Origin of the sequence: Lysinibacillus canaveralius (genome assembly GCF_047301505.1) — a bacterium.
Lineage (GTDB): Bacteria > Bacillota > Bacilli > Bacillales_A > Planococcaceae > Lysinibacillus_B.
The window spans coordinates 2,483,966-2,509,761 of the sequence record NZ_CP154840.1; the positions used below are offsets into that span (position 1 = coordinate 2,483,966).

The 25,796-nt window shown below is 37.7% G+C and carries 31 protein-coding genes and 1 pseudogene; 7 read left to right on the forward strand and 25 right to left on the reverse strand.

Annotated elements, in window-relative coordinates:
* Positions 1–479 precede the first annotated feature (479 nt).
* Together AA0Y26_RS12600 and AA0Y26_RS12605 are read right to left on the reverse strand one after the other, a co-directional pair.
* Entirely contained in the window at positions 480–1,460 is a 981-nt protein-coding gene (locus tag AA0Y26_RS12600; protein WP_413362156.1) for a thymidylate synthase, read from the reverse strand.
* 130 nt (positions 1,461–1,590) lie between these two features.
* Positions 1,591–2,784, reverse strand: a complete 1,194-nt coding sequence (locus tag AA0Y26_RS12605) for a diguanylate cyclase domain-containing protein (protein WP_413362158.1) — start codon at positions 2,782–2,784, stop codon at positions 1,591–1,593.
* Between the two features lie 568 nt (positions 2,785–3,352).
* On the opposite strand from AA0Y26_RS12605, the gene AA0Y26_RS12610 reads away from it, so the two are divergent.
* Positions 3,353–4,225 (forward strand): helix-turn-helix domain-containing protein, encoded by an 873-nt coding sequence (locus AA0Y26_RS12610; protein ID WP_413362160.1) that lies wholly within the window; start codon positions 3,353–3,355, stop codon positions 4,223–4,225.
* 152 nt (positions 4,226–4,377) lie between these two features.
* Here AA0Y26_RS12610 and AA0Y26_RS12615 read toward each other — a convergent pair whose 3' ends face one another.
* The 4 genes from AA0Y26_RS12615 to AA0Y26_RS12630 form a co-directional block, all read right to left on the reverse strand.
* On the reverse strand, positions 4,378–5,067 hold the full coding sequence (locus tag AA0Y26_RS12615; protein WP_413362162.1) for a hypothetical protein: 690 nt from the start codon (positions 5,065–5,067) through the stop codon (positions 4,378–4,380).
* A 358-nt stretch (positions 5,068–5,425) separates the two neighbouring features.
* Positions 5,426–6,346 (reverse strand): alpha/beta hydrolase, encoded by a 921-nt coding sequence (locus AA0Y26_RS12620; protein WP_413362164.1) that lies wholly within the window; start codon positions 6,344–6,346, stop codon positions 5,426–5,428.
* 426 nt (positions 6,347–6,772) lie between these two features.
* Positions 6,773–7,783: an NAD(P)/FAD-dependent oxidoreductase gene (locus tag AA0Y26_RS12625; RefSeq protein WP_413362166.1), complete on the reverse strand. Its 1,011-nt coding sequence runs from the start codon at positions 7,781–7,783 to the stop codon at positions 6,773–6,775.
* A gap of 454 nt (positions 7,784–8,237) precedes the next feature.
* Positions 8,238–9,152 carry an AraC family transcriptional regulator gene (locus AA0Y26_RS12630; RefSeq protein WP_413362168.1) on the reverse strand — a complete coding sequence of 305 codons (915 nt, stop codon included), beginning with the start codon at positions 9,150–9,152 and terminating at the stop codon, positions 8,238–8,240.
* Between the two features lie 102 nt (positions 9,153–9,254).
* On the opposite strand from AA0Y26_RS12630, the gene AA0Y26_RS12635 reads away from it, so the two are divergent.
* Both AA0Y26_RS12635 and AA0Y26_RS12640 read left to right on the forward strand, forming a co-directional pair.
* Positions 9,255–10,160, forward strand: coding sequence for an EamA family transporter (locus AA0Y26_RS12635; protein ID WP_413362170.1), 906 nt, complete (start codon positions 9,255–9,257; stop codon positions 10,158–10,160).
* Positions 10,161–10,400: 240 nt separating this feature from the next.
* Positions 10,401–10,931 (forward strand): GNAT family N-acetyltransferase, encoded by a 531-nt coding sequence (locus tag AA0Y26_RS12640; RefSeq protein WP_413362172.1) that lies wholly within the window; start codon positions 10,401–10,403, stop codon positions 10,929–10,931.
* A 490-nt stretch (positions 10,932–11,421) separates the two neighbouring features.
* Here the strand turns inward: AA0Y26_RS12640 and AA0Y26_RS12645 are convergent, their stop codons facing one another.
* On the reverse strand, positions 11,422–11,961 hold the full coding sequence (locus AA0Y26_RS12645) for a flavodoxin family protein (RefSeq protein ID WP_413362174.1): 540 nt from the start codon (positions 11,959–11,961) through the stop codon (positions 11,422–11,424).
* Between the two features lie 136 nt (positions 11,962–12,097).
* On the opposite strand from AA0Y26_RS12645, the gene AA0Y26_RS12650 reads away from it, so the two are divergent.
* The 4 genes from AA0Y26_RS12650 (at position 12,098) to AA0Y26_RS12665 (ending at position 16,207) form a co-directional block, all read left to right on the forward strand.
* Positions 12,098–12,988 carry a LysR family transcriptional regulator gene (locus AA0Y26_RS12650; RefSeq protein ID WP_413362176.1) on the forward strand — a complete coding sequence of 297 codons (891 nt, stop codon included), beginning with the start codon at positions 12,098–12,100 and terminating at the stop codon, positions 12,986–12,988.
* 331 nt (positions 12,989–13,319) lie between these two features.
* Positions 13,320–13,823, forward strand: coding sequence for a DinB family protein (locus AA0Y26_RS12655; RefSeq protein WP_413362178.1), 504 nt, complete (start codon positions 13,320–13,322; stop codon positions 13,821–13,823).
* 979 nt (positions 13,824–14,802) lie between these two features.
* Positions 14,803–15,216 carry an HTH domain-containing protein gene (locus AA0Y26_RS12660; RefSeq protein WP_413362180.1) on the forward strand — a complete coding sequence of 138 codons (414 nt, stop codon included), beginning with the start codon at positions 14,803–14,805 and terminating at the stop codon, positions 15,214–15,216.
* Between the two features lie 448 nt (positions 15,217–15,664).
* Positions 15,665–16,207: a hypothetical protein gene (locus AA0Y26_RS12665; protein WP_413362182.1), complete on the forward strand. Its 543-nt coding sequence runs from the start codon at positions 15,665–15,667 to the stop codon at positions 16,205–16,207.
* Between the two features lie 212 nt (positions 16,208–16,419).
* On the opposite strand, the gene AA0Y26_RS12670 is transcribed toward AA0Y26_RS12665, so the two are convergent.
* The 18 genes and pseudogenes from AA0Y26_RS12670 to AA0Y26_RS12755 all read right to left on the reverse strand — a co-directional run bounded on the left by AA0Y26_RS12670 (position 16,420) and on the right by AA0Y26_RS12755 (position 25,788).
* The gene (locus AA0Y26_RS12670) at positions 16,420–16,551 is read right to left on the reverse strand and encodes a hypothetical protein (protein WP_413362184.1); all 132 of its coding nucleotides are present in this window, start codon (positions 16,549–16,551) and stop codon (positions 16,420–16,422) included.
* A gap of 6 nt (positions 16,552–16,557) precedes the next feature.
* Positions 16,558–16,953: an N-acetylmuramoyl-L-alanine amidase gene (locus AA0Y26_RS12675; protein WP_413362186.1), complete on the reverse strand. Its 396-nt coding sequence runs from the start codon at positions 16,951–16,953 to the stop codon at positions 16,558–16,560.
* A 58-nt stretch (positions 16,954–17,011) separates the two neighbouring features.
* Positions 17,012–17,230, reverse strand: coding sequence for an N-acetylmuramoyl-L-alanine amidase family protein (locus tag AA0Y26_RS12680; RefSeq protein WP_413368189.1), 219 nt, complete (start codon positions 17,228–17,230; stop codon positions 17,012–17,014).
* Positions 17,231–17,248: 18 nt separating this feature from the next.
* Positions 17,249–17,494, reverse strand: a complete 246-nt coding sequence (locus AA0Y26_RS12685; protein WP_413362188.1) for a holin — start codon at positions 17,492–17,494, stop codon at positions 17,249–17,251.
* A 12-nt stretch (positions 17,495–17,506) separates the two neighbouring features.
* A complete protein-coding gene (locus AA0Y26_RS12690; protein WP_413362190.1) occupies positions 17,507–17,788 on the reverse strand; it encodes a hypothetical protein in 282 nt (93 codons plus the stop codon).
* Between the two features lie 214 nt (positions 17,789–18,002).
* Positions 18,003–18,434, reverse strand: coding sequence for an STAS/SEC14 domain-containing protein (locus AA0Y26_RS12695; RefSeq protein WP_413368190.1), 432 nt, complete (start codon positions 18,432–18,434; stop codon positions 18,003–18,005).
* 93 nt (positions 18,435–18,527) lie between these two features.
* Positions 18,528–18,651 (reverse strand): annotated as a pseudogene (locus AA0Y26_RS12700) (XkdX family protein).
* 737 nt (positions 18,652–19,388) lie between these two features.
* Positions 19,389–19,994, reverse strand: a complete 606-nt coding sequence (locus AA0Y26_RS12705) for a YpjP family protein (RefSeq protein WP_413362192.1) — start codon at positions 19,992–19,994, stop codon at positions 19,389–19,391.
* Between the two features lie 660 nt (positions 19,995–20,654).
* Entirely contained in the window at positions 20,655–21,443 is a 789-nt protein-coding gene (locus tag AA0Y26_RS12710) for a class I SAM-dependent methyltransferase (protein WP_413362194.1), read from the reverse strand.
* Complete coding sequence (locus AA0Y26_RS12715) at positions 21,431–21,862, reverse strand: BrxA/BrxB family bacilliredoxin (protein WP_413362196.1); 432 nt, start codon at positions 21,860–21,862, stop codon at positions 21,431–21,433. Before AA0Y26_RS12715 ends, AA0Y26_RS12710 begins: the two co-directional genes overlap by 13 nt.
* A 244-nt stretch (positions 21,863–22,106) precedes the next feature.
* A complete protein-coding gene (locus AA0Y26_RS12720; RefSeq protein WP_413362198.1) occupies positions 22,107–22,859 on the reverse strand; it encodes a M15 family metallopeptidase in 753 nt (250 codons plus the stop codon).
* Positions 22,856–23,302, reverse strand: coding sequence for a holin family protein (locus tag AA0Y26_RS12725; protein WP_413362200.1), 447 nt, complete (start codon positions 23,300–23,302; stop codon positions 22,856–22,858). The genes AA0Y26_RS12720 and AA0Y26_RS12725 overlap by 4 nt, the downstream gene beginning before the upstream one ends.
* Before the next feature lie 182 nt (positions 23,303–23,484).
* Positions 23,485–23,724, reverse strand: a complete 240-nt coding sequence (locus AA0Y26_RS12730) for a hypothetical protein (RefSeq protein WP_413362202.1) — start codon at positions 23,722–23,724, stop codon at positions 23,485–23,487.
* Between the two features lie 143 nt (positions 23,725–23,867).
* Positions 23,868–24,032, reverse strand: coding sequence for a hypothetical protein (locus AA0Y26_RS12735; protein ID WP_413362204.1), 165 nt, complete (start codon positions 24,030–24,032; stop codon positions 23,868–23,870).
* Positions 24,032–24,298 carry a hypothetical protein gene (locus AA0Y26_RS12740; RefSeq protein WP_413362206.1) on the reverse strand — a complete coding sequence of 89 codons (267 nt, stop codon included), beginning with the start codon at positions 24,296–24,298 and terminating at the stop codon, positions 24,032–24,034. The genes AA0Y26_RS12735 and AA0Y26_RS12740 overlap by 1 nt, the downstream gene beginning before the upstream one ends.
* A 12-nt stretch (positions 24,299–24,310) precedes the next feature.
* Entirely contained in the window at positions 24,311–24,712 is a 402-nt protein-coding gene (locus AA0Y26_RS12745) for a hypothetical protein (RefSeq protein ID WP_413362207.1), read from the reverse strand.
* Complete coding sequence (locus AA0Y26_RS12750) at positions 24,713–24,973, reverse strand: hypothetical protein (protein WP_413362209.1); 261 nt, start codon at positions 24,971–24,973, stop codon at positions 24,713–24,715.
* Positions 24,970–25,788 carry a putative phage tail protein gene (locus AA0Y26_RS12755; RefSeq protein ID WP_413362211.1) on the reverse strand — a complete coding sequence of 273 codons (819 nt, stop codon included), beginning with the start codon at positions 25,786–25,788 and terminating at the stop codon, positions 24,970–24,972. Before AA0Y26_RS12755 ends, AA0Y26_RS12750 begins: the two co-directional genes overlap by 4 nt.
* Between the last annotated feature and the right edge of the window lie 8 nt (positions 25,789–25,796).

Sequence of the window (25,796 nt, forward strand, 5' to 3'; positions counted from 1 at the left end):
TATTTCTATATTCATGCCATTCATTATCCATATTTCTATTAGCTTGAATAACTTAACTAGATAGAAAATCATATTTTACTTTATTTTACATAAATGATTATATATTATAAAACAAAGAATTGAGAGGTGAGAATATAACTTATGTTGAGATTGATGGAGTTACTAAAGAAGAATGGTCAAAGAGAGCGAACTGAATTATCCAGAATGCTTAGTGAAATCTAGCGGAAATGACAAATGCCATTGTGGTTGGTAAAGGCAGCTACCTTAACCCTCCCGATGAAGGAAGGATAGTATCACCTTCTCCTATCAAAAACCACCTGAAAAGGAAAAAGAAGCGGGAGTGAAAGAAGCCTCAATCAATAAGTTTGAAATCTTTTACAATATGAGAACGGCTAGCATCATGAATGAAAAGCCTCAAAATAAAAAATAGCTTTCCAGCCTATAGGCGGAAAGCCATTTTTAAACCTTCTACACTATGCTCACACCGCAATCGGTGCTTTAATCGTTGGATGCGGATTGTACCCTTCTATCATCAAATCTTCTAGTTCAATATCAAAGATTGACTGTTTGTCCGGATTAATCCGCAATATCGGAAGCTCCCTCGGTTCACGCGATAGCTGCTCTTTTACCTGCTCGATATGGTTGAGGTAGATGTGTGCGTCGCCAATACTGTGGATAAATTCTCCGGCTTCCAGTCCGCATTCATGCGCAATCAAATGTGTAAGCAGTGCGTAGGATGCAATATTGAACGGACAACCAAGCAGCGTGTCCAGACTGCGCTGCATCAGCTGACAGCTTAATTTACCTTCCGCCACATAGAATTGGAACATGACATGGCAAGGCGGTAATGCTGCCTTGCTTCCCTTTGAGCCCGCATTAATAACATCCTCTGGATTCCATGCATTGACGATGATGCGTCGCGAATCTGGATTGTTTTTTATTTGGTCTATAATATCCTGCAATTGATCGATCGCCTGACCATCCGATGTTGTCCAATTACGCCATTGTTTGCCGTACACATTGCCTAATTCCCCGTACTTAGAAGCAAATTCATCATCGTGTAGCACCCGTTGGCAGAAGCGATTTAATTCATCTTGGTATAGCTTATTGAACTCTTCATCCACAAGGCAGCGACGACCGAAATCAGACATATCCGGTCCTTGATATTCGTCAGATTCCACCCATTTTTTGAATGCCCATTCATCCCATATATGGTTGTTATGCTGCAGCAAATAACGGATATTCGTATCGCCTTTAATGAACCAAAGCAGCTCGCTAGCTACTAATTTAAATGGTACCCGCTTTGTTGTAAGTAACGGAAAGCCTTTTGATAAATCAAATCTCATCTGATGACCGAAAATACTAAGTGTTCCAGTTCCTGTTCGATCCTCTTTTTTGATTCCATTTGTCAAGATTTCATCTAGAAGATTTAAATACGCTCTTTCTGGATGTTTGTCCATCTTGCTAACCACCTCACTATTTTTTATCCGTCTCATTATATAACAATGAGTTTGCTAATGAAATGGTTATAAAAACTCTTTCTTCATACTAAAATATCTTTCCTGCTCAAGGCAGTATCAAAACCCCGCCCTACGACAAACGTTGGTTATTTACTATTTTATATCCAACTGCGTTCCGCCCGTTGTTCTTTACATTATATAACGCTTCATCAGCATGATCGATGCAGGACATAATATCTTTCTTTTGACAGACTCGTTGTGTATGCGCCCCTATGCTGACTGTAATAATACGATCGCTGGGAGAAGTATTATGTTCAATTTGGAGATGATGAATTTTTTTGATAACTTCCTCGCAGATTTTATTTACTCTGTTGTCTGCATCAACGATCAGCATGGCAAACTCCTCACCTCCCCACCTGGCGATGAAGATATTATATTTCTCAGCCGTATCGCTCAGCACACGTCCAATCTTCCGCAGCACTTCATCACCGTTTGTGTGGCCATATGTATCGTTATAAAGTTTGAAGTGATCGATATCTAGAAGAACGGAAGATAAATAATAGGGCTCCTCATGTGCTTTATTTTCAAGATACTCTATATAATTCGAAACCGCACGGCGGTTATAGACGTTTGTCAATGGGTCGAGCGAAGCCTGAATTTCCAGTTTTCGATTGGCCTCTCTTAGCTGTTTTGATAGCTTTCGCGTCATTTCTACTTCATTTCTTAGTTCTGCCTGCATAATGACAGAACACTTATACGAATGGTAAAAAGAGCGGGATAAAAAATACCCTGCCGGAAACAAGACGATTAAATATAGCATTTGGCTCTGATAGAGAGGTGAATTACCATGCATGATATAAAGCCCGAATGAAAGTCCTGCCCCTGCCGTTCCTAATGGAATTAGGATTTGCCTCTTATTCAATACAAAAAACGAGCAGCTTACGAGCATAATCAATGTGTAAATCATCAGGTGATTATAAGCAGATTGATCAGAAAGCGATATTAACACGCCAAAACTCATCAAGGCAAAAACATACATGCCGATCAATCTGTCCATTTGAAGTAAGTTTTCTTTATCTACAGCGATTCTTTTTATCTCCGTAAAATAATAGCATATAAGATTAAATAACAGGAGGAGTATATATGGCCATATCACAATCGGAAGCCCGTTACCTCCTGTTCCTTTGAAGAACCAGAAGCTGGCTTCTAATAATAAGAGGAAGATGACGATGCTAGATGTGACTTTACTCACAAGCGTAATTTTCTTAATATTATGTTCTAGCGCAGCTTTTTTTATATAATAAGCTTCGTTTTCATATATCATTTGATCGTCTTCACCTCCAGAAATACACTAAAATACATAACAAAAGAATTACTAAAGAACATAGATACTATATACCACAAATTATTATCACCAAAACACAAAACAAGAAAATACTCCTATTATTTAATTTTATGCTTCTAATACAATATTATTACCTTTCAGCGTAAGATATGTTTTGGTTAAGACAATCGATTACGTATATATAGTAAAAATGACTATATTTTTATTTAATATGGTCAAACCTTTTCTATTACATTTTCGCCCTTTATCAACAATCATTTTTGTTTTGCAATCACTTATCTTGTTCAATGAAGAGGCAATTACTACTCGTAAATTAAAGTTCGATCTAATGACTTATTTATAAAATAATAGTTTTCCTGAAATTTCTATGTCCTCACATCCTTCTTCCTGCTTTAAGGAGAATTAAAAAGCAAATAGGCTAACTAACCATCAAAAAAATTACAATCTATAAGCGACACACAAAATATTCGTTGGTCAAACAACATAGCAATCGTTATCAAAAAAATTAATATCCGTTATATTACAATGAGGGAGAGGTGAGCAATCAATGTACAGTTCAGTAACACAGCAGACTATTTCCTATATCGAGGAACAGTTGACAAGTGAACTCCTATTGGATGATTTTACATCAGTGGTTGGCTATTCAAAATTTCATCTATCACGGATCTTCAAAGCGGAAACTGGTATGACAATCAACGAGTATATCCGATTGAGACGTCTGGCGACTGCTGCCATGTATCTGCTATACTCAGCCGAACCAATCTTAGAAATCGCCTTCATGCTGCGATTTCAATCACAAGAGGCATTTACGCGATCGTTTAAAGAACAGTATGCTATGCCACCGGGTAAATATCGAAAAATGATGCAGGCTTTATGCGGGACGGAGGATGGAAAAATGGAAAAACAAACAGAGGTAAAAGGATGGCTGCTAAGCGGCTCTCATCCGCATTATTACAGTTTTGGTGTTGATGAAAAGGTGTTTCATACCGGCACCAAGTCAGGCTTACTTTATTCAACGGAGAATGCCGGTCTTGATGGTTTTGGCACTATGATGCAAAGCTTCCTGGCAGATGATTTCAAAGGTAAACGATTTAAATTATCCTGTTATTTGAAAACGGAAGAAGTGGAGAAATGCGGTGCTTGGTGCCGAGTAGACAATGCAGCCGGTGATACGCTGCAATTCGATAACATGGATAATAGATCGATTACAGGCTCAACAGACTGGAATTATTATTCCATCGTTTTAGATGTACCGATGGATAGTGCCTCAATACATTTTGGTGTACTGCTAGTGGGCATTGGAAAAGTCTGGGCAGATGGTTTTAAATTTGAAGAAGTCGATGAAAAAGTTCCCACTACAAACATGATGGCGATCGAATCACTACCTATGCAACCGGTTAATTTATCTTTTAATGATTAAAATCATCATTATCGTCAATCTCATGTTACCGATTTTATAAGGAATTACTAAATTAGAAAGCTTCGGACTTCCTGCTAGGGCCGAAGCTTTTTTCAACTGAAGGTCTAGACGACATTCCATCGGCTACACCTTCTAGACAACTGTAACGAAGTTTATTTACTAAATATAAATCTTCTCTTTTCATTCAAATTCTGCAGTTCAAATAATTCAGGCTGCCGCACAAACCGTGTTAAAAGAGCATAGGCTTCTTCATCTGTTATTTGCTCTGGAATTATAATTCCCTTGAATTGAACAGGAGAAAGAATCGTATGAAAAGCATATTTAAATTCATGATCCCCTACATAAGCTTGCGCTAGTTTCCCTTTCCAATCGATTAGGTATGAACAGTCCTCCTTTTTCGTAAACTTTATCGTATGAAAAGCTGACGCATCATGACCGAGCAAATAAACGTCAAATGCAGTCACCTCATGATCAAAATTCTCTTGTTCATATTCCGACAAAAAATCGACCTTATATTCAGCACCGTCCAATAGATTCACATCAAATGGTGCCTCATCACTTCCTACAATGAATCCTTTATTATCCCACTCTTGTGAAGACAACGTACAGCTATGATAATTATTCCATACGATTTTAGCATGCCAATCATCTATCTCATCATCTTCCTCTTCGTCATCCTGATCATCTTCTTCGTAATAATCTGCCGTCTCTAAATGAAGATCAAAATATAATCCATGCATTTTTTCTTCATCTTCTTCATATTTAAAATGGGCACTCCACACAAAATTAATAATCCGATGTCCATTTGGCCATGGATTATCTTTAAAATAAATTCGGTTCATCGTAATTCCTCCTATGTAAAAATTTCATATTATTATTTTTAAGAGTAATGGTTTGTTATAATAAAAATTTCAATTTACTTATTGATGGAAAAGCAGTTTTCTAGCATTTTACAACTAATATACTTTTCCATTTTAATCTTACTTGTCATTTATTTCACTATTATATTTGGATGCAAAAAGAGAGCGAACTAATGTTCCCCCCCTTTTTTGCAGTCTATTTAATTCCTTATGAATGAAGTTCTCTAACAGTTGATAATAAACAATCCGCTTTACCTTGTAGGCGAGGATATTATAAACTAAACTGCGCTTAAACCCTCATTAGTTTTCTGCCTATAACGGAAACTTCTACTACAGAAAGTTAAAAGATTTCCTGCAATTCTTCAGCAGCTAATTCGATTGCCTCTAACCCTTGCGGCAGCACACCGGACATCCATACAAAACCATGAATCAATCCTTCATAACGCTTTAACGTCACTCCTACACCAGCATCAAATAATTTTTTAGCATATGCTTCTCCCTCATCACGCAAAGGATCATATTCAGCAGTCACCACTAGTGCAGGCGGCAGGCCGCTTACATCCTTTGCGCGCAATGGTGATGCATAAGGGTGTTCCCCGCTTTCTTCTTGCAAATAATGGTTCCAAAACCATACCATGCTGTCTTTCGTTAAGAAATAACCTTCTGCATTCTCATGATAAGATATTGTATCGTAGCTATGTTCTGTCACAGGATAAAAGAGGATTTGATAAGAAATCTTCGGACCTTCTTTGTCTTTTGCCATAAGACAAACAACCGCCGCAAGATTTCCACCTGCGCTATCACCAGCGACAGCAATTCTCGATGAATCCACACAGATCGAGTCTCCGTTCTCTGCTACCCATTCCACTGCTGCATAGGCATCCTCGGCAGGAGCTGGAAATGGATGTTCAGGTGCCAACCGATAGTCGACAGAGATGACAATACAGCCTGTACGATTTGCCAGCTGACGGCAAGGGACATCTACTACGTCCAAGTTGCCAATGACCCATCCGCCTCCGTGATAATATACAAGCGCTGGGAAAGGGCCTTGTCCTTCCGGCGTATAAATGCGAACAGGGATCTCACCAGCCGGGCCAGGAATCAACGTTTCCTCTACTTTTGCTACTTCTTCCGGCACTCCCGCCAGCATACTGATATCCGTGCTTATTCTTGCCTCTTCTGGTGTCAGCGTACTCATGGCCGGTGCCCCCGACACCTCCATCTGCTCCAAAATCAACTTTGCTGCTGGATGTAAAGCCATCGAAAAATCCCCCTCTTTTCATAAAACATATGCTAATTTCTCAAGACTTGATCAGTGATTGCCTGCCACTTTTATGACTCTTTAATAATTTCTTATTTGTGGCATCCTTCTGTAAATGATATGAACCAAATGAGAAAAAATTCTTCGTCTATTTTAAATTTAATAAATGTTCATAGAATAAGGATAAAAGTTTATTTATTCAATGTAGTCGGTTCCAGCAGCACCTTGTTTATTCTGTTTACGAATCTTATTACCTCGTTCGTGCATGAATTGTAAAAGTTTCGATACCTATCACCAGCATGTGTTTTAGAAATCCAGCTATATACAAAGAAGCCCTTAATTCTCAACCTCCCACAGCAGCCTTGGAAGAAGCAGCTGCTTATGTCGTTGAAAATTAAGGGCGCTCAATTCTTTTTATTGAATCATTTATTTTATACGCTTTTCCTCGTTAAAGAGTGATGTACTATGCAATGGCTGGACTTTTGCTGTAGGGTCCATATAGGCTTTTGCATTATTGACTGCTGTCGGTCCCTCACCAAAGCCGACTACAATGAGCTTGACTTTTCCTTCATACGTACAGACATCTCCTGCTGCATAAATTCCTGAAATATTAGTTTCCTGTTTTGAATTCACTACAATAGCGTTTTTCTCCATATCAAGACCCCATGTTTTAATCGAGCCGAGGGAGGAAACAAAGCCATAATTGACAATCACTTCATCTACATCGATCGTATATTTTGTACCCTCCTTGGCATGTTCAATTACGACTTGAGTAATCGCCTCATCCCCAATCAGTTCTGCAGGTGCATAAGGTGTTTTCACATCTACCGAAGAATTCATTAATTGTTCAATACTATGTTCATGCGCGCGGAATTTATCGCGGCGATGGACCAGTGTGACTTTATCTGCGATTGGTTCCAGCATAAGCGCCCAATCAACAGCTGAGTCTCCCCCACCGAATATGGCAACTCTTTTTCCTGCAAAATGGTTCATATCTTGAATGAAATAATGAAGGTTCGACGATTCAAATGCCTCCGCCTTCTCCAGCTCTAATCTCCGAGGTTGAAATGCACCAATCCCCGCTGTAACAATAATGGTTTTTGTATAATGAACTGCCTTGTCGGTCTGCAGCCTAAATGTCCCTTCATTTTGCTTTTCTACCTGTTCAACAGCCTCCTCCAAACAAATTGTCGGATGAAAAGGTTCAATTTGTTTTTTTAATTCATTGATTAAATCCTGTGCTTTAATTTTCGGGAAACCAGGGATATCATAAATATATTTCTCAGGATATAATGCCGTGAGCTGTCCGCCGAGCTCCGGAAGGCTGTCAATAATTTTTACCTTTGACTGCCTCATCCCTCCGTAGAATGCAGTAAATAAACCGACGGGGCCTCCCCCAATGATTGTAATATCAAAGATCTCTTTTTCATTCGTCATTCTTCTTTCACCTCTGTCTACATAATTAATTTTTATAATTTGCACAGAAAAATCTGCTTAAAAATTCCTTCTGAAAGAGTTAATCTTTATAATCAAGGGATAAAACAGGACCTATTCCTGCCTACCAATAAACCTCTTGACTAAACTCAAGGGCAATGGGCGCGCTTCAGTATTTCCCTTATTATTTCCTGCTCAACAAGTACGTCCTATTAGTATAACCAAAGTGATCTATAAATGTTCACCCCCATTCACGTTCCCGAACTGCCATTTTTACTATTTGCTTACTTTATTACATAGACAATTCACCGGCTCTAATCACCTAATTTCCCTTTTTCTCCAATTAAAAATCCCACCTAGTGCTAGGTGGGTTATTCAACAGTTGATGATTTTTATCCAATTTCTTTGTACAGCTAACTATAATCACTGTCATGAACTTGACGTCTCTGAAGGAATATTAATCGTACCTTCCCTTTTCAGTCTCCTGCATTTTCATTTTCATACTCTTTTGATAGCTTTTCGGTGTTATATGCATGCTCTTTTTGAACTGTTCAATATAATAGCTGCTGCCATTGAACCCTACTTTATACGCAATCTCCGTCACAGAAAAATCGGTATTTTGCAGGAGAGAAAGGCTTTTTTCGATACGATAATAATTCACATATTGCATGGGCGAAAGACCTAGAATAGATTTAAAGTATCGGCAGCATTCACTTTTGCTAAGCAGGCCGGCCTTGGCAATGTTTTCTAAACTCACCGTCTCATCGTAATGCAAATGAATCCAGCTCAACATATCTCTAATTCGTTTATTTTTTCTTGAATTTGCTGGATCAGTTACTGGTGAGGCATTCGAAATAAGCAGCAGCCATAACGATGTTAGTTGTTTCGATATGTGTATTTCATAAAACTCACCCTCTTTTGCAAGAAGTTCATAAATCGTTACAATATGCTCGCAAGCTTCCTTTCCCCAAGCAGTTGAATTTTCCATTTTTATATGGTCCAGATTTGTTGCTTGTATATACGGGGTCACGTAGGCAGAAAAAAGTTCAGGTACGAGTAGAAAGGACGGATATACATTCAAACAGATATAGATCCCATTGCTATTTAGTTCATTTTTGGCACCATGCAAGCATTGTGAATTAATAAATAACCCTTGCTGCTCCTCAACAATGATTTCCTGTTCATTTACCTGAAACCGGATAACTCCTTCTAAAACAAAAACAAATTGAACTTCTTCATGCCAATGAAGCGGAATATAGCCATGCACATTCTGATGAATCGCTGTTTTATAGCATGCTAGGGGTAAAAGCTTTGTCTTATGCTGTGTCAGCTCTCGATTTTGATGATCAATTTTAAAATCCTTAATTTGCATTACACTACCTCAATATTGTTATATTATTCTTTTTAAAATTAATATTATTTTATAGATTCTCCCTTTAATATAACATTATTCTTATATTTTGGTGGTGAAATCATGGAACAAAATGCACGAAAAAGAGGCCTGCTTTTAGTCATTATCGGGGCTTCCTTATGGGGTATCGGCGGCACTGTATCACAGAAGCTTTTTCAGCAGTTTTCGATTGAAGCAGGATGGCTCGTTTCTACGAGATTGTGTATTGCAGGACTTCTATTATTAGTTATTCAATTCATTTTTAAAAATAAATCGCAGATTCTGCACGTCTGGAAAAATAAAAGCACAGCTATACATCTGATTATTTTTGGTTTATTCGGCATGCTGGCAGTTCAATACACCTATATGGCTTCCATTCAGCACGGGAATGCGGCAGTTGCTACATTATTGCAATACTTATCACCCGTCTTTATCATGATTTATTTATTAATTAGAAGGAAAACAACATTTGCTGCAGTAGATTTATTGATGATTGTTCTCGCTTTAGTGGGATGCTTCTTGCTGCTTACAAATGGTTCCCTTTCAACTCTCAGTGTTTCTAATACTGCCATCTTTTGGGGGATTTTATCCGGGGTATCAGCTGCATTTTATACATTATACGGAGCGTACTTGTTAAAACAGTTCGATTCCCTTGTCATTGTCGGCTGGGCAATGGTGATAGGCGGTATCGGATTCAGCTTCATCCATCCACCATGGAAAATCGAGACTTCCCTATTAACAGGTGAAGCGTTGTTGTATTTAGCTTTTGTTATACTTTTTGGTACAATGATTGCTTTCTGGTTCTATATTGAAAGCATGCAATCTTTATCACCGAAAGAAACGAGCCTATTTGGGAGTCTTGAACCGCTGCTAGCCGTTCTTACAACCGTATTTTGGCTGCACGAGCCATTTGGTCTGTTTCAATGGATCGGAACGCTGTGTATTATCGTATTAGTGCTATTTCTTTCATTAAATAAGAGGAAATCATAGGTTATTTTCTTTCAAATAAACGGTTAATCGATCTAACCGAATTTATTATTTATTTCCTAATAAAAAGCGGTCTCAAAATAAATATAGTTTTCCAGAACCTTCAAATAAAATAACGAACAAGTATTTCTTTATTTTTTGGCTCTTTGTATAATAAAACTACTTACTATTGAAGGGACTGAACTATGCACAGATAGCAATATTTTTTCATCCGAATGATTCAAAATATTGGAGGTAAAAGTATTGATTCAAGAACTGCACACACAAAGGCTGCTTTTAAGAAAAATGACAGCGTCAGATTCACAAAAATTGTTTACAATTTGGTCCGATCCGGAAGTAACCAAATTTATGAACATCTCAAATTTCACCAGTGAACACCAGGCGAAAGAAATGATTGAGCTTCTCGATGAATTGTCTCAGGTAAATCAAGCTATTCGTTTTAGTATGATTGAATTAAAGTCAAACGAACTAGTTGGTACATGCGGTTTCAATTCCATAGACTTGGACAATGACAAAGCTGAAATCGGTTATGACATCGCTAAAGCTTTCTGGGGAATGGGTTATGCTCCCGAAGGTATTCGTGCACTGATTGACTATGCGTTTGAGAATTTAAAGCTAAACAGAATTGAAGCAAAGGTAGAACCTGAGAACATGAATTCAATTAGAGTTTTGCAAAAACTACATTTCACATTTGAAGGAACCTTAAGACAGTATGAAAAATCGAAGGGAAAATATATCGACATTAATATGTACTCCCTATTAAAAACAGACTAATACTAATGCCTATATTTCAGTTGAAATATAGGCATTTTTCTCTTATTTTTTCAAAATCATATGAGTTACGATTTTATATTTTGTTCACAAATATAAAGCAAGTTTTCGTATTCCTATAGATTAAGAACATGATATATGAATGGAAATTTTAATGTCAGTAACCCAATACCTGTGAAGATAAATAGTAACCCGATAAAAACCTGCCTAACACAAAAGGTGAAAAACCCAAACAATAGTGTTTCTAACATAAGAGAGGTAATAATCGCTTTTTAGGAACTACCATTATACATTTATAAAATAAAATGCCTGCAATGAAAAAACTAGTAGAATTTAAGCTTCGCAATTTAAATGCTTGAAGTAAACTAAGACTTAACTTTATAAAAACATATAAAAGCTACCAAAAAGTATTTATAACTATCAATAATAAATTTGACAATGTCTGTTAGCACATATACTCCAATCTTTCTTGTATTTTCAATGAATCGGAAGATTAGTGTAACTTTTTTCTTAGGTGTTCAGCTGCAGACAGTGCTTTCAAGTCCTGTGAAATATCACCCGGTTTGTTTCCTTCTCCAAGAATATATCCTTCAAAGGCTACCCCTACAAAGTCAAAAATATGCTGAAACTGCTGAATCATTGGTAAACCTTTAATGTATGGCTGATCTCCACCCACAGCAATGACAAATGCTTTTTTGGAACCCATTGTAGCCTTGAAATCTGGATAATTTGAGTCTCTTAAGGATTGTGACCAGCGATCAATAAAGTTCTTCATTGTTCCCGTCATGCTATACCAATAGATCGGGGTAGAAAAAATAAGAATATCATGTGGAAGAATACGGTCAATAATGGAGTTATAATCATCATTGATAGTAGGAAAACCTTCTTCTGTATGTCGCTTATCCATTATCGGATCAATTGAATAATCCTTCAGATATATTTCTTCTACATCCAGGCCTTGAATTGCCAACTTTGTTAAAAATTCTGTGTTCCCGTTTGAGCGGTTTCCACCGTAAATAACTGCTATTGTCATTTTGGACTCTCCCTTTCTTTGAGTATTCTAATATGGTTCTTCGAATATTAATATCTTATAATAAATTGATAAATCGTCAAAGACGATTATTTTGATTAGATACATCGAAAAAACCGATTTAAAAAAGGATGATAAAATGGAAGTTAAACAATTGATTACATTTAAGCTGGCTGCAGAAAATCTGAACTTTACTCAAACGGCGAAATTGTTGAATTTTGCTCAATCAACTGTTACAGCTCAAATCAAAGCCCTTGAAGATGAAATTGGTAAACCCCTATTTGAGCGTTTAGGTAAACGACTGATTTTAACAGAAGCCGGTCACCTCTTTAAGATATATGCTGAAAAAATGATTAATTTAAGCCAAGAAGCAATTACAGCTGTAAACGGAGAAGAAGAATTAACTGGTACTCTAACAATAGGCGCTCAGGAGAGTCAGTGCACCTATCGATTACCGTTTATTCTTAAAGAGTTTAAGGTTGCATTTCCAAAAGTAAAGCTAGTATTTAAACCTGCTCATTCTGACGAAATGGCTAGAAAACAGCTTATGGAAGGATTGTTGGATGTTGCTTTTATTATGGATAAAAAGAAACCTGATGGTTCGTTAATAGTAGAGCAACTATCTAAGGAGGAGTTAAAATTGGTTGCCGCTCCCAGCCAATCTTTTTCTTCACCTTCTATAGATGTGCTGAAGCATGAAACTCTCTTGCTTACAGAAGCTGGCTGTTCTTATCGAAATATATTCGAAGAATACTTAAATTCCCTCGGAATATATCCATTAGATAAAATAGAATTTGCTAGTATAGAAGCCATCAAACAATGTGTAATTGCAGGATTAGGAGTGGCGCTGCTACCTGAGATGGTGGTGAAAAAAGATATTGAAGAGGGGCGAATGAAGGAACTGCCATGGAAGTCTTTCTCATCTCCTCTTTATACTCAAATTGCTTGGCATAAGAACAAACTAGTAACACAACCCTTAAATGAATTTATTAAATTGACTCATAAGATGTTTATGTCTGATAGTTTATAATACTTTACTTCATGACATGAATACTAAAGAAGTCAAACGATTATTGATTAAGAGCGTCCGGTAGAAGTCCTTCGTCTCTATCCGTAAGGCTGGCTCATACTGTACGTTTTTTTCCCGTTACTATACCCAAACAAGCCCTTCCCGATCATCGCTATCTCAATCGGCTTGATATGTGTCTTGTTTCGGTTGTAAATATTAGTATATAAGTCAACAAACTGCGGCTTTTTTGCTGCTTATCTTCAAAGGCTTTGAGCTCGTTCTATTCCACTCAAATGGGTGTATAAGCGGCTATAGATGCATGGAAGGAAAACTATTTATTAGGAGGATTTTTATGTTTCAGACTTTAAGCAATTTTTTATCATCTTGGGAGTTCGAAGCCAATACTACACAAAAACTTCTTAATAATCTTACTGATGAATCACTTAAACAGAGGATAACATCAGAAAATTGGACGTTAGGACGCATTGGTTGGCATATAGTTACTGCTATACGGATTATCACTTCGAATACAAGCTTAACCTTCGAAGCCCCAGCTAAAGATTATCCTGTGCCGACTTCCGCTCAATATATAGCAGATAGCTATCTTCAAGCTAACAATGCATTTGTAAAGGCATTAAAGGCACAATGGACTGACTGTACATTAAATGAACATATTGATTTTCTAGGTCAACAAATGCCAAATGGTTCATTATTAATGTTTTTACTCCAACATCAAAGCCACCATCGTGGCCAAATGACTGTGCTGATGCGGCAGGCAGGATTGGATGTCCCTGGTATTTATGGTCCTTCTAAAGAAGAATGGGCAAAGTATGGTATGGAAGCTCCGCAGATGTAAATAGGAAATGCCAAACTTTCATTGTTATATTGAAGATCCGAAGCTCAATAATTAAGGTATAGTGCCGTGGTGGGAACTTATCGTATATAAACCAGCCTTTCATTCCACTTATCGGTACTCCACCTTTTTGGGTTAGTATCTATGGATTAATATTCACAAAGATACTTTCAGCTAAAATCTATAACTTTTTTCTCGGCCCATCTGTATTACTTGGTGCATATATTTGGGCAGTACCAATGAAGACAAGCTTTTTTGAATTCTTTGGAGCGATTTCTTAATCGCTCTCCTCGTTAAAGCCACCCTGCCACTGTTACCTCAAAGTTTGGCTGCGTGTTGCAGAATTTCCGTACAATCATCTCAACAATTTTGTGCATCGTCGCCCCGGATAATCTTCTTGCAGCGATCTCAACTACTATTTACCAGATTCTCTCAATCCGGCTTTTTAAACAGGTTTCATTCTCCACTAGCTATAAGCGCTTATTTTGACTTTGTATGGAGGTTTTCGGCGTAACGAGATAAATTATGAAATTGTTATAAAGTAATAAAAACACCTGCAATAAATACAGGTGTTAGAGATTATTTAAGATAACCATTTTGGAGGTGTATTCTTGCTCTAGAGTTATATGAAATTTGTAATGAATAATTTTTCATACAGCAGGCCTTTTATTATCAGGGTTTAAATGCGCGCTCTTTTTTTGCCATAAGTAATATTGTAAATTCTGACGTAATATTTTGGGGCACTTTTGGGGTATCAGCTTTGATTTAAAAGTTTAATCCCCTCTTAGCCTGTTTAGTGGTAAAGTTAAATACGGTGGTCTTTCAACTCATCGATACCCAGCTTCTATGGAGGGGGCAGCATTCGTATTAGGTACAACAGTTGCTTATGTTGGATTAAACTCGATTACCTGGACCAAAAGCTAATTGACTTCATGGATTCGGGAAATCTGTAATAAATAAAATAAGGAAGATGGTGAATTAATTGGAGTACGAAGAAGTAGAAGTAACACCTGACGGTAAAGATCTATTAAACTTGCTTTTCGATAAATATAAGTTCTCTTCAAAGTCATTAAGTAAAATTACTGGCGTTCCCGAAGATACTATAACGAAGTATGCAAAAGGCATTATAGATGATAGTTCTATCCCTAGAGAACTATATTACAGAATTACTTTACTTACTTTATCCATGGAAGCGGAAGATGAAGACGGGAGAGTTAGAGGGGTTATCACAAGCTTAATGGCGTATTACGATATAAGCGTCGAAACATTAGCTGCATATGCTAATGTTGAACCATCAGAAATAACAAGCTTCCTCGACGATTATAACTCAATTCCCCTAGAAACACGTTACAAGATTGGTGTTACTGTTCTTTTCCTTCACTTTTTATGCAAGTAATTCTAAATCTTCATATGTCTTCTTTCATCGAGTGGTTATTCTTATAACTACTCGATTTTTTTCTAATTCCATACTTATGCTCCTAAATAAAAAACAATAGGCTCAAACTACGCCTATTTCTCCTTTTACAGGCATTTTTGAAAATATTTTACTTATTAGCCTTTCAAACTACTCGTTGTTTGGTAGTATGTAGTTATGAGAAAAACGAATTCATATAACGATGCTGACTGAATCACGGTATTGGAGCTAATAGAATTAGGCAAGGCGAACTTATTTTCTCTATATATGGTAAAAATGGTAGTGAAATAATGCAAGGACATGTTGGGCTTGAAAGAAACGTTACTATTACAAATTGGCATTATCACCTTAAATATGGTAATTTTAAATATCATCACGAGCAAACTCTTTTGAACTATAACACTTTACCAGCATGGGGGTCTCCAGCTAAGTGAATGAACGTAAAGAAATTTTTATTTTAAGTTATGGTTGTGATTTAGACCATAACAATATAGCTTTCTTAGTAAAAGAACGCTTGATGCCATTTTCTGATTGGTACAGCAGGAAATCACCTAAGGAAACAGATATATGCGTCCGATATGAAGCTTTTGATATTAATCTAACTAAGCACAAACAATTATATTATGCATATACATTTTATATTAACAAAATAAGATTAGAGGCTTTTATGCATTCGCTATCTAAACTTAAAGGAAATCATGTTTATTTAAATCCACGTGTTAGAGGACATATTGAAGCAACAATAGATGGTTTAGATTATACTGGCCGTGTATATGAGAAGTTAGAAGATGGGGAAGATCTGATTTTCGTTGACGAGGAATCCATAAATAATATTGACTTAAGAGAGAAGTTGCTATCTTTACCAAGTGAATTACAGGTTCTAAAAATACCAAATAATAAAAGTTTCGAAGAGAGAAATTTATTATTTGCTAATTGGATTAAAGGGATTACTAGCAAAATAAAGAAAGAATAGCATTAATTCTTTCTTTTATATCAATTTGATTTCAAAGTCATTTCTAGACCATTATTATTACCGACAAAAAGGGATAGATGACTTAAACGAAGTAAAACAATAAATTGCAGCGCGTGAGAAACAGTTACAAGGTGAATAAATACAAAAAGCCCGCTATAAATTAAGGTAACGGGCTTCAACTTTACTTAATTAATTGTACCACTGATTGTCACCTAGCCTAGTTTGCCAGCGTTGATGATTTTAGTAGCAGCAGCTACTGCAGCATAAAGGGATGTATATTTACCACTGACGAAGCGCCAGCCGTTTTCGATGTTATTAGACTGCAGAGGCTCAGCATATAACAAGTAACCTTACTGCAGCAATTCATTCATCGCTTTTAGCATCGCTTCCTCTGTGGCATAACGGCCAAATTGAATACGAAAAGCTTTAGCCCCCTCTACTATCTTATAACCGATAGAATCAGACGATACCGATTCACCTCCTCCTTCGAGAATCTGCTTAATACGTAGCACCTGTCGTAGCACATGGTTTTTCTCGAATTCTTTTCCGTTTACGGCTCCGGCATCATGACCTCCATGTCCAGCGTCCAGACATACTGTGCCGTTTGGTTTGCCAATTGATTTAAGAGCTGCTCGGATAGCCGATGCATATGTTTGAGCTGACTCTTCAATGAATTGTGGATTTGTCTGTAACTTTAAATCCTCACTATTAGAGATAAATAAATGTTCCACTAAAATGGCCGGCATTGTCGTCTAGCGAAGCACCTGATAACTGGCTGTTTTCATTCCCCGGTTCCGAATGCCTTTATTCTGTAGAAATTGAGCAACTACATTGTTGAAAAGCTTTACGTGCTGCAACCTTCGCTGGTGCAGTAGTACCTGATGTATAATCTTCATAACCTGTGGCCGATTTATTAGTAGCACTGTTCTCATGAAATGAAATAAATAAATCAACCTGTGCTCTGTTTGCAATGTTAGCACGTTCTGAAAGCGTCAAATACGTATCTGCGGATGGCGGAAGAATTACTTTTCCCCATTGAACTCACTCCTTTGTGATTTTTGTTAGATCAAATAAGCCACATGCTGATAACCCCGCTACAGCCCCTGCAATGACCATCGTGTAATAGTCATAAGGACTGACAATTACAGCAACAAAAATACCGACTACAATGGATGTAATCGGCAAATAGCGTGTTGGTAAATTTGTTGTACATTTGACTACCTCAATGGCTGCTGCTACAAAAACGGCAATCGATGCAGCAATGACTAATAAAAATGTTAAATCCATAATGGATCCCTCCTATTTTGAAATAAAGTACTCAATGATCATGTAGATAATTCCACCTGAAGCACCCAGAACACTAAACGCACCACACACCTTAAAGACAACGTGGGCTATGGTGTTCCACTTCAAGATTTTAAATTCATGTTGCTGAGCGGAACGATTACTTTGGTAACCCATTGCATTTTCCGTCAACGTAAACAATTTTTCCATTTGCGCATTTAACACGTTACGGGTCTCCCTATTATCCTTCAGCACAGTATTTTCTAGCTCTGTATTTTGGTTCTTTAATTCTGTCAAACGTTTCCAGCTTCTCCTAATGGTCCCTATCGTTCTTTTCAAGGATTGTAATACGCTCTTCATAATTCTTAACTGTCATAAACATAGATGCACTCCCTTCCGTTTGTGGCATCTCCATCCTTCCTAATTCATTGCAAAATAAAAGCCCTCCACAGATGGTTGTGGAAGGCATATTGTTATTGGTAAAAGCGTTACATCTGCTACTTATAATCAATTACTGAGAATATCCAATTAACCATTTGAATGCTTGTTCATAATTATCAAAAAAACCAACGGACTCTTTTGTGTTGGATTCCTTTAAATAGTTCAATATCTCTCCTTCTTCAAGAAGAAATGCGATTGCTTTGCTGTGCTTTAGTATGGATTCATTAAAAAATTTATCTTTCCATTCTTTCTGAACAGAAAAATGGTCAGGAATATATCCTTTTCTATCTACCAACAATCTAAATTGTCGGTCTTCTGAAATGAATTGTTGACAGACTAGCTCAAAACCATTAAACCAATCATTAACGTCCTCTACTTTTATCTTACCTATCAGATGGGTAACTATTAGATCTCCTACAACTTCTGTGTGGACATTCTTTTCAGTCAACGCGGAATCATCCCCTTTAGTTTCTATTATGGATAAAAACCCTCTAAAATCAATACCTAGCTTCTAACTGTATCACTTATTTCCCCTCACCATACAGTAATCCATTTCTAATTCAACAATAAAAATCATGCTAGCTTATGCTGCATTTTAGAAATCTTGCTTCGTAATTTCCTTATACTGCTCAGGTGTAATCTCACCAAACAAATTACTCTCAGTCACAACTGCTAGCCGTAAACCACTTCAAATTAAAAGCCATTTTCCAGAAATTCATGAGGAAGCACTTCCTTTCAACTGGATAATTTCTATTTTCATTTGGGCTAACTCAGCACCGAGTCTGTTTATAATCACATTTTTTTTATGTTAGAGAGCTTTTCTTGAGCAAGTTGCATATAAAGCGAAGTGGAAACTAACTTCTGAAAGAAACCATAACTATGTAATGAAAAGCTATGTATTGAATGCAATTGGTTATCACAAAATTAAAAATGTAACCAATTTAGTTATACAACGAGAGCTATTCGATCCTCTTATTAAAGTGGGATTTAATTATGGTCATGTCATTGTTACTTACGCTGGCAACCTATAGGTGAACGATATAAAAAAAGGATTATTGACTTAATCTGTGAACGTGAGAATATCCCCCACTTCACTCCCCATTATTTAAGAGATACATTTGTCTCAATCCAATTATCTAATAATGTCCCTATTACAACTGTTGCTGCATTGGTTGGAGATACACCTGAAACAATCTACAAAATCTATGCTCATTCTTTTGAAAAGGATGAAATTCAAGCATCAAATATCATGGATGAAATTATCTCCTTAAATCCCTTTAATGAAATCAAAAAGTGAGCCAATTTGGGGCACTTTTTGGGGCACCCTATTTTATGCAACGAATTTTAAAGCAATATGCAAAATGTTTACAGCAAATTAAAATCCACCAAAACGTTGATATATCAACGTTTAGAGCAACAAAAAACACCTGCAATATATACAGGTGTTCGAGATTTTTTAGGATAACCATTTTGGAGGTGTATTCTTGCTCCAATAGATTTCACCAAGGTCATAATGCTTAGCGAACCGGTCTTCAAATGTATGATAGTGGAAGTTATAGTAGTATCCTTCGTCCAGGCGGTTTTCTGTCCGCACGTGGAAGCGGATAATATCTTCCTTCGTTTGTGTATTTTTAATGTGGAAAATCTTTTCTGAATAATTGCCGCTCGGTCTTTCCGTAATTGTCAGCGAGCGCATTGTATCTTGATCAAGGCGTGCTAATGTGAAATCAATCGCTTCCTCCATTTTTGGGAAAATACGTGTTTCAAAATCATCACCAATTACCGGAGCGATGCGTGTGCCAAACTTTATGTATGCCTGTTCTTTAGCGGTCGTCTTCATTGTTTGCACGAGCTGGTGCGGGTCGTCCGCTTTATCCTGATGCTCGTCTATCGGCAGCTGATCGAGCTGGATGGCTGATGTAATATCATTAACAGTTGGATTATGAGAGCGGAGTTCCTTACCTTCTTCAAGGTGATGCCAAATCTCGTGATTCGGCGCGATGATTCCTAATGTCAGGACCGCGACCGAGATCATAAGCCCTTTTTGTAACCATTTCTTCATAAATTTCACCGTCCGTTTATGTACATATTTCCAAGTTCATTCTATACTTAATTATACGAATGATAACTGAAAAGGTTTCATCTTTTTCTTATTCATTGTACAATACTTATGGACTTATATGTTTTTTTATTCAAGGGAGGTTTTTCTAAATGAGCGGAACATTCGCGATCAGTTTAGGCCTATTCTTAATGTTGGCTTACCTAACTTCATTATGCTTCACAGATTAATCTCAAAAATCACCCAGGCATCCCTCGGGTGATTTTTTCATTGCGATTTTCAGCAATATTTTCCCTAGAATTGGACAAGGGGCACCCTCGGTTCCGAGAGTACCCCTTTAGTATTTAATAGATAGCCTGTTAGTATAAATGTCATGTCTCAACCCGATCATCCGGGGAATTTTATTTATGTCGGGAGTCAATCCTCCCTGTGTTTAACCGCGGTAAAATTCAACTAATACTTTCTACAACTTAAGCAACGCAATCCCAACCTTCTACTGCGTCCTTGCTGCCCTTAAGCTAGCGCCAGTGTGAATAAGCTTCAACAAAAGCAACTAGTTAGAATGCCAATTTATATAACGAGCCATCTAAAATAGCACCTGGCTAGTATAACACGTTACCAATGTTTTGTAAAATCAAATAGAATCATACATTGGTAAATAGTTTACTCTTTATCAATATAGCCATAGTGAAACTTGGATGTCGGCCGGATATCCCGCTGGAAGCCGAATTCATCAAACCATTCGGATCTGAAATGCGCTTTCAGGACAACCCGGCGTTTTGCTACACGGACTGCTTCCTCCACCCACTCTTTTGTTAACGCCAGATGCTCTCCTGCCTCACGGAGTGCCTCAAAGTTATTTGATTCTTCAATGGTTTCCTCAAACATGGGATCCATATAGACGACATCAAAGGAATGATCCGGTAAAGCTTTTAAATAAGTGACAGCTTCGCTGCATATAACCTTGATATGCCTCATGCATGCAGTAAGCGGGAGCTCTGTAGTATCGTACGTCTGCATGCCTCTTTCTACAGTAAAGGCGACATTTGGATTTGCTTCAACTCCAACAACTTTTCCTGACTGCCCAGCTACAAACGCCGCAACGAGACTATCCGAACCAATCCCAAGCGTGCAGTCTAAAAACGAATCTCCTTGCTTCAATTCACATGCTGCAACCATCGGGTCTATTTCTCCGCGATCCAGCCGCTTTAAACGGAATGCTGCAGAATTCGGATGAAAAAAGAAAGGCACCGAAGCACCTTTCGGATAATATTCATATCGATCTTTGCCTGCTACAATCACATGAGCGTCATATTCCTTACCCATTTTCGCAACAGAGCGCTTTTTGCGAGGCACGAAGTCGAGGTCTAGAGCTTCACAGGCCTCTTTTGCAAGCCGCTCAGACATTTCATCCGGTCTGCCTCCAGTCGTAACAACTGTTATTCCGCGCATACTTGCTTTAATACATCAGCAATATGGTCGCGGATTTGTTCCATCGGGAAACCTTCGATGTTTTCGCGGGGAATGAAGTACGCTAACTCCCCACCCTTTAAAATAGCCATTGAAGGTGAACTTGGCGGCACATCTTCAAAGAAAGCACGCATTGTTGCTGTTGCATCTGGGTCCTGTCCTGCAAATACCGTTACTAAATTATCCGGTTTCACCATTTCAATTGCTTCACGAGCAGCCGGACGAGCGAGTCCTGCGGCACATCCACATACCGAATTGATGACAACTAGGGAAACCCCTTGTGCCGTCGCCATAAATTCATTTACTTCATCTGCAGTCGTTAGTTCTGTAAAGCCTGCCTCCGTTAGTTCAGTACGCATTGGCATCGTCACTTGACGCATATATTCTTCGTAAGCGTTCATATTTTCGCCCTCTTTCATTTATATTCGCAATGCCTATTATATCAAGGTTTTTCCCACATGTACAAAGATTGGATTTCGTGAGCTTCCGGATTTTTTCAGAATTTATGTTATCTTTTTGTGACTTTTTTGTTTTTCGAAAAATTACCTTTTTCAAAAACGCAGCGAGTGCGTTTTTTTATTTGGTGAAAAGTAAATAAATCCAGCACAAAAATCCCGCTACCAATTAAGGTAACGGGATTCGTTTTTACGAAGGAACTGCTTCTGCATATTGTAAGATACCGTGTCTCTTCATTTCTGTAATTGCATTATTGGCTACAGCCTGTGTCTGGTAAGTTCCAGTGATAAATCGCCAGTCAGTTCCCTCTTGCACAACTCGCACATAATCCGTGTTAGCAATATTATGTTTACCGAGAGACGCCTTTGCAACATTGGCTTGAACTTGTGTTTTGAATGTTCCAGATTGCACCCGATATAATCTACCATCATTAACACCTTCAATGGCTTGTCCCTTGTCGCTAACAATTAATTGAACACGTAACTTGCTATTGGATGGAACAATCACAGTGCCCTCTAATTTGTAGCCAGCTGGTGCTTTCCAATTCACCGGGATTTCGAAATGAGGTGCATCATATTGGCTCGCTGGCCAGTAGCCACCCCATGTAATGCCAAGCTTTTTAGCAATCGCACCCACTTTTTTTAGAGTGATAAGATCATATAGGTTTTTCGGTGGAGCAACAGCAATATCCCACGCTCTACCAGATGTATGATTGGAAACTTTTGTCCATGTTACTTTAGAGAGCTTTTTGCCACTGCTATCAACTAGCCGTGTCCGACCTTGTTCATACAAATAATTCTGTCGCGCCTGTGATCGATGAGTCTCCGTGATGAAGATGTCATTGATCCCAGCCCTGTAGCATTCTTGAAATAATAGACGGCAGGCTAATTGTGCAGCTCCAGTGAGTGCTGATAAGTCTCGGTTAGTTTTCGTTATACTCATTTTTTATCACCCTTCCGTAGTTCTGTATCTACTTCTTTACCAGCCAGTTCTTCTAAAACCACCGTTGATACAGTTGGTTTCTCATGTTTTGTCGCTTCAATTACCTTTAATTTTTCGGCCAAATTTTGTGGCACCAACACTTCTAATTCGGCCATGTTTTCCGTGATAGAGAGTGCTTCATTGGCAATATAAAAAAGCACTGTTGCAAGGGTTAATGTTCCCCCAAGGCTCAGTACCTGGTCAATAATATTTGCCGTAATGATTACTATCAATACCAATAATTTACGAGCATATCCAAACAAACTTTTCCGGCTCCATAAGTTGCCGTTTTTGATAGCTTTAAAAATACCAGTAACAATATCAAGTCCCATCAAAAGTAATAAAAGGTGTAGAAATTTAACACCGCCAAATAGATGTAAATGTGCAACTTCTAAATAATTCAAATTAATTCCCTCCATGTAAGCTCACGCTCCTCTGTATTTTTGCATATAAATAACCCTCCAAATGTTTGGAGGGCAAAATAAAAAACATATCGATTTGATATGTCCTCTTATAAATCTGTTATTTATTTTTGAAATGCTTTGCTACGCATTTTGGCACGAATCTTGTGAGAGGTAATTTATGATTACCTTAATTTATATTCAAATATCGCTTCAAGTAAAGCATCTATAAATCCTGGAATACTAATATTAGGATTGTGGGTGTTAGGCTCGAAAAAATCATCCTTATTTACAGGATCTATATTAATTAAATATGTTTTTCCTTCATTACGGTACCATGCTGTAGTATAGTTATTGTTTCTTCCAATCGATAAAACTTGCACTTCATTTTGCATCGATATAATTAAATCTATTAAATTTGCCAAGTAACTCTCTCCTCATTAATCTTATATCTTAATATTACTTTAGATAAATTAAGAGAGATATAATAAAATAATGCTAACTATGTTATGTTCTTATTTGTTTGTAATAAAATATTTACATTATCCCTACGTTTTTTATATGAACGCTATACAGTTTCAATATACGTTGTTTCTATTAGTTCAATTAAAGTAACATACTCTTCATCATTTAATTGACGAACCGCGAAGACCGTATTTACACGCGTCGTTACAGCAGCCTTTGAGTACACTTTCCCTTTAATCATCTTTTCCCAGATTTGAGCTGGTGTCATTATACATTTCCTCCTAACGTATTTACTTCTAGTAGGGCTGTTTGATATTGCGCTTCTGCAAGAATTTGTTCTTCTATCGACGGAGTTTCCATTGGTCCGGGTTGTAGTATGGGTGGCGTAAATTCTCTTGTACTTCGGTTATAGATACTTCCGATTACTACTTCAAAATCATTAATTAAAATCATGTTGTCAGCATGTACTTCACCTTTTAAATGGCTGATGCCGATAACTATATCTTTCTCGTTCAGTTGTGCATAGTTAAACATAAATCCACTCCCTTAATAAAATTCAATCACTTGCCATTCAGCAGTTATATAAGCTCCACCGTATATGGAAATCGTTGTATTATTTGTTAATTTCCCTTTTATTGCTGTGTTACCCGAGTTGCTTCCAGTTAATTCTAAAAACGATCTACTTAAATTGACCGAGGCTATCACCACATTTATAGCAGCCTCTGCTTGTGTATTCGCTGTTCCTCTTTGAACACTCTTTACGACACGCCCATCAAACAAAGATCCTACTTTAATATCAATAGAATCAACCTTATTCGCTGTAGTATCTACCTTTATTTTAGTTGCATCAGTAGTTACTTTAATAGCATCAACCACAGACTTTACTCCTGCAACTGCCGTCTGAATAGCTAACTGTAATGTTTGTGTAGCTATTTTCAATACTTCCACTTACAAAACCTCCTCGTAAATAAATTGTGGCTCACCGTTTACTGTCCGAAACCCCCAGCGATACTTCACACCATTATCAATATAAGTGTGAGGCATGATTTCCTCCACATGTATAGCAAGTTGTTGCGTACCTTCTGTTTGAGATGCACTAATCTTCGATAATTCCTCGTCCACTATGTCCATGTTTTCATTTAAATCTGTTACGAGTACGTTTTCGAAGGGCTCAGGCTTTTTTAATTTGTATTTCTTTGTATAATTCATTGACTCACCCCGTCCCAAATTTGTAGATCACTCCAGCTGAGGTGCTGGACATCCCCCCAAGTTTTATTCCTTAAAAATTCCCATGCATTAAATGCGTAGGTGTACTGGAAGTCCAAATGAGCTGGTACTACAATATCAATCGCTTGTTTTAATCCCTCGATATTCTCGGGTATTCCTTTCACACCAACAAATTTAATTTCGTATACGCCAGGTATATCAGTAGACCTTACATCCACTTCCCCATTGCTGTAAGCTGCTGCCACCGATTTAATAACTTCTTCTGTCGTTTGAGCAAAACTGGCGATGTTACGTGAAATGATCTGCTCACGACGCTGGTCATAGCGCAGCCCCTTTTTTGTAACAATGCCTAAATCACGCTCTAGAATTGGCAGGGACTCAATCGCACTATCAAAAAAGATGTTCCGGTTTGCAATTTCAAGGGACTGTTCGGTGTTGCGAAATTCCCTGTCATACGCTTTGATGATTTCGTTAATCACAATTGATTTTCGTTCATATGGAGGTAAATATTTAATCATATCTGTCTTATAGTCACGTTCTGACACAACAATCCCTGTGACCATTTCAGATGTAGATTGCATAATAACCGGCGTCTGTAAAATCAATACGCCCCTGGCTGATTGCTCCGTAATTATTAGATGAGTTGCACTGTCTGAGGTGATTGCCACCCCGATTGCTGCGTTTTCGGTTACAACCTCAAATAATGCCGTTCTAAAACACTCCCATTGATGTACTGATAAGTCGGCCCACGTATACGATGAGACGCCTTCCCAAGTTGTATTAGGTATGGCATGCATTCAATCAC

Coding starts and splice junctions, on each gene's coding strand:
- AA0Y26_RS12625 (WP_413362166.1), bottom strand. CDS start 7,783: ATGACGAATGAAAAAGAGATCTTTGATATTACAATCATTGGGGGAGGC.
- AA0Y26_RS12685 (WP_413362188.1), bottom strand. CDS start 17,494: ATGGATTTAACATTTTTATTAGTCATTGCTGCATCGATTGCCGTTTTT.
- AA0Y26_RS12705 (WP_413362192.1), bottom strand. CDS start 19,994: ATGAAGAAATGGTTACAAAAAGGGCTTATGATCTCGGTCGCGGTCCTG.
- AA0Y26_RS12750 (WP_413362209.1), bottom strand. CDS start 24,973: ATGAATTATACAAAGAAATACAAATTAAAAAAGCCTGAGCCCTTCGAA.
- AA0Y26_RS12620 (WP_413362164.1), bottom strand. CDS start 6,346: ATGGCTTTACATCCAGCAGCAAAGTTGATTTTGGAGCAGATGGAGGTG.
- AA0Y26_RS12600 (WP_413362156.1), bottom strand. CDS start 1,460: ATGGACAAACATCCAGAAAGAGCGTATTTAAATCTTCTAGATGAAATC.
- AA0Y26_RS12715 (WP_413362196.1), bottom strand. CDS start 21,862: ATGAACGCTTACGAAGAATATATGCGTCAAGTGACGATGCCAATGCGT.
- AA0Y26_RS12635 (WP_413362170.1), top strand. CDS start 9,255: ATGGAACAAAATGCACGAAAAAGAGGCCTGCTTTTAGTCATTATCGGG.
- AA0Y26_RS12610 (WP_413362160.1), top strand. CDS start 3,353: ATGTACAGTTCAGTAACACAGCAGACTATTTCCTATATCGAGGAACAG.
- AA0Y26_RS12720 (WP_413362198.1), bottom strand. CDS start 22,859: ATGAGTATAACGAAAACTAACCGAGACTTATCAGCACTCACTGGAGCT.
- AA0Y26_RS12755 (WP_413362211.1), bottom strand. CDS start 25,788: ATGCATGCCATACCTAATACAACTTGGGAAGGCGTCTCATCGTATACG.
- AA0Y26_RS12615 (WP_413362162.1), bottom strand. CDS start 5,067: ATGAACCGAATTTATTTTAAAGATAATCCATGGCCAAATGGACATCGG.
- AA0Y26_RS12710 (WP_413362194.1), bottom strand. CDS start 21,443: ATGCGCGGAATAACAGTTGTTACGACTGGAGGCAGACCGGATGAAATG.
- AA0Y26_RS12650 (WP_413362176.1), top strand. CDS start 12,098: ATGGAAGTTAAACAATTGATTACATTTAAGCTGGCTGCAGAAAATCTG.
- AA0Y26_RS12645 (WP_413362174.1), bottom strand. CDS start 11,961: ATGACAATAGCAGTTATTTACGGTGGAAACCGCTCAAACGGGAACACA.
- AA0Y26_RS12630 (WP_413362168.1), bottom strand. CDS start 9,152: ATGCAAATTAAGGATTTTAAAATTGATCATCAAAATCGAGAGCTGACA.
- AA0Y26_RS12740 (WP_413362206.1), bottom strand. CDS start 24,298: ATGTTTAACTATGCACAACTGAACGAGAAAGATATAGTTATCGGCATC.
- AA0Y26_RS12675 (WP_413362186.1), bottom strand. CDS start 16,953: ATGCCGGCCATTTTAGTGGAACATTTATTTATCTCTAATAGTGAGGAT.
- AA0Y26_RS12655 (WP_413362178.1), top strand. CDS start 13,320: ATGTTTCAGACTTTAAGCAATTTTTTATCATCTTGGGAGTTCGAAGCC.
- AA0Y26_RS12735 (WP_413362204.1), bottom strand. CDS start 24,032: ATGACACCAGCTCAAATCTGGGAAAAGATGATTAAAGGGAAAGTGTAC.
- AA0Y26_RS12605 (WP_413362158.1), bottom strand. CDS start 2,784: ATGATATATGAAAACGAAGCTTATTATATAAAAAAAGCTGCGCTAGAA.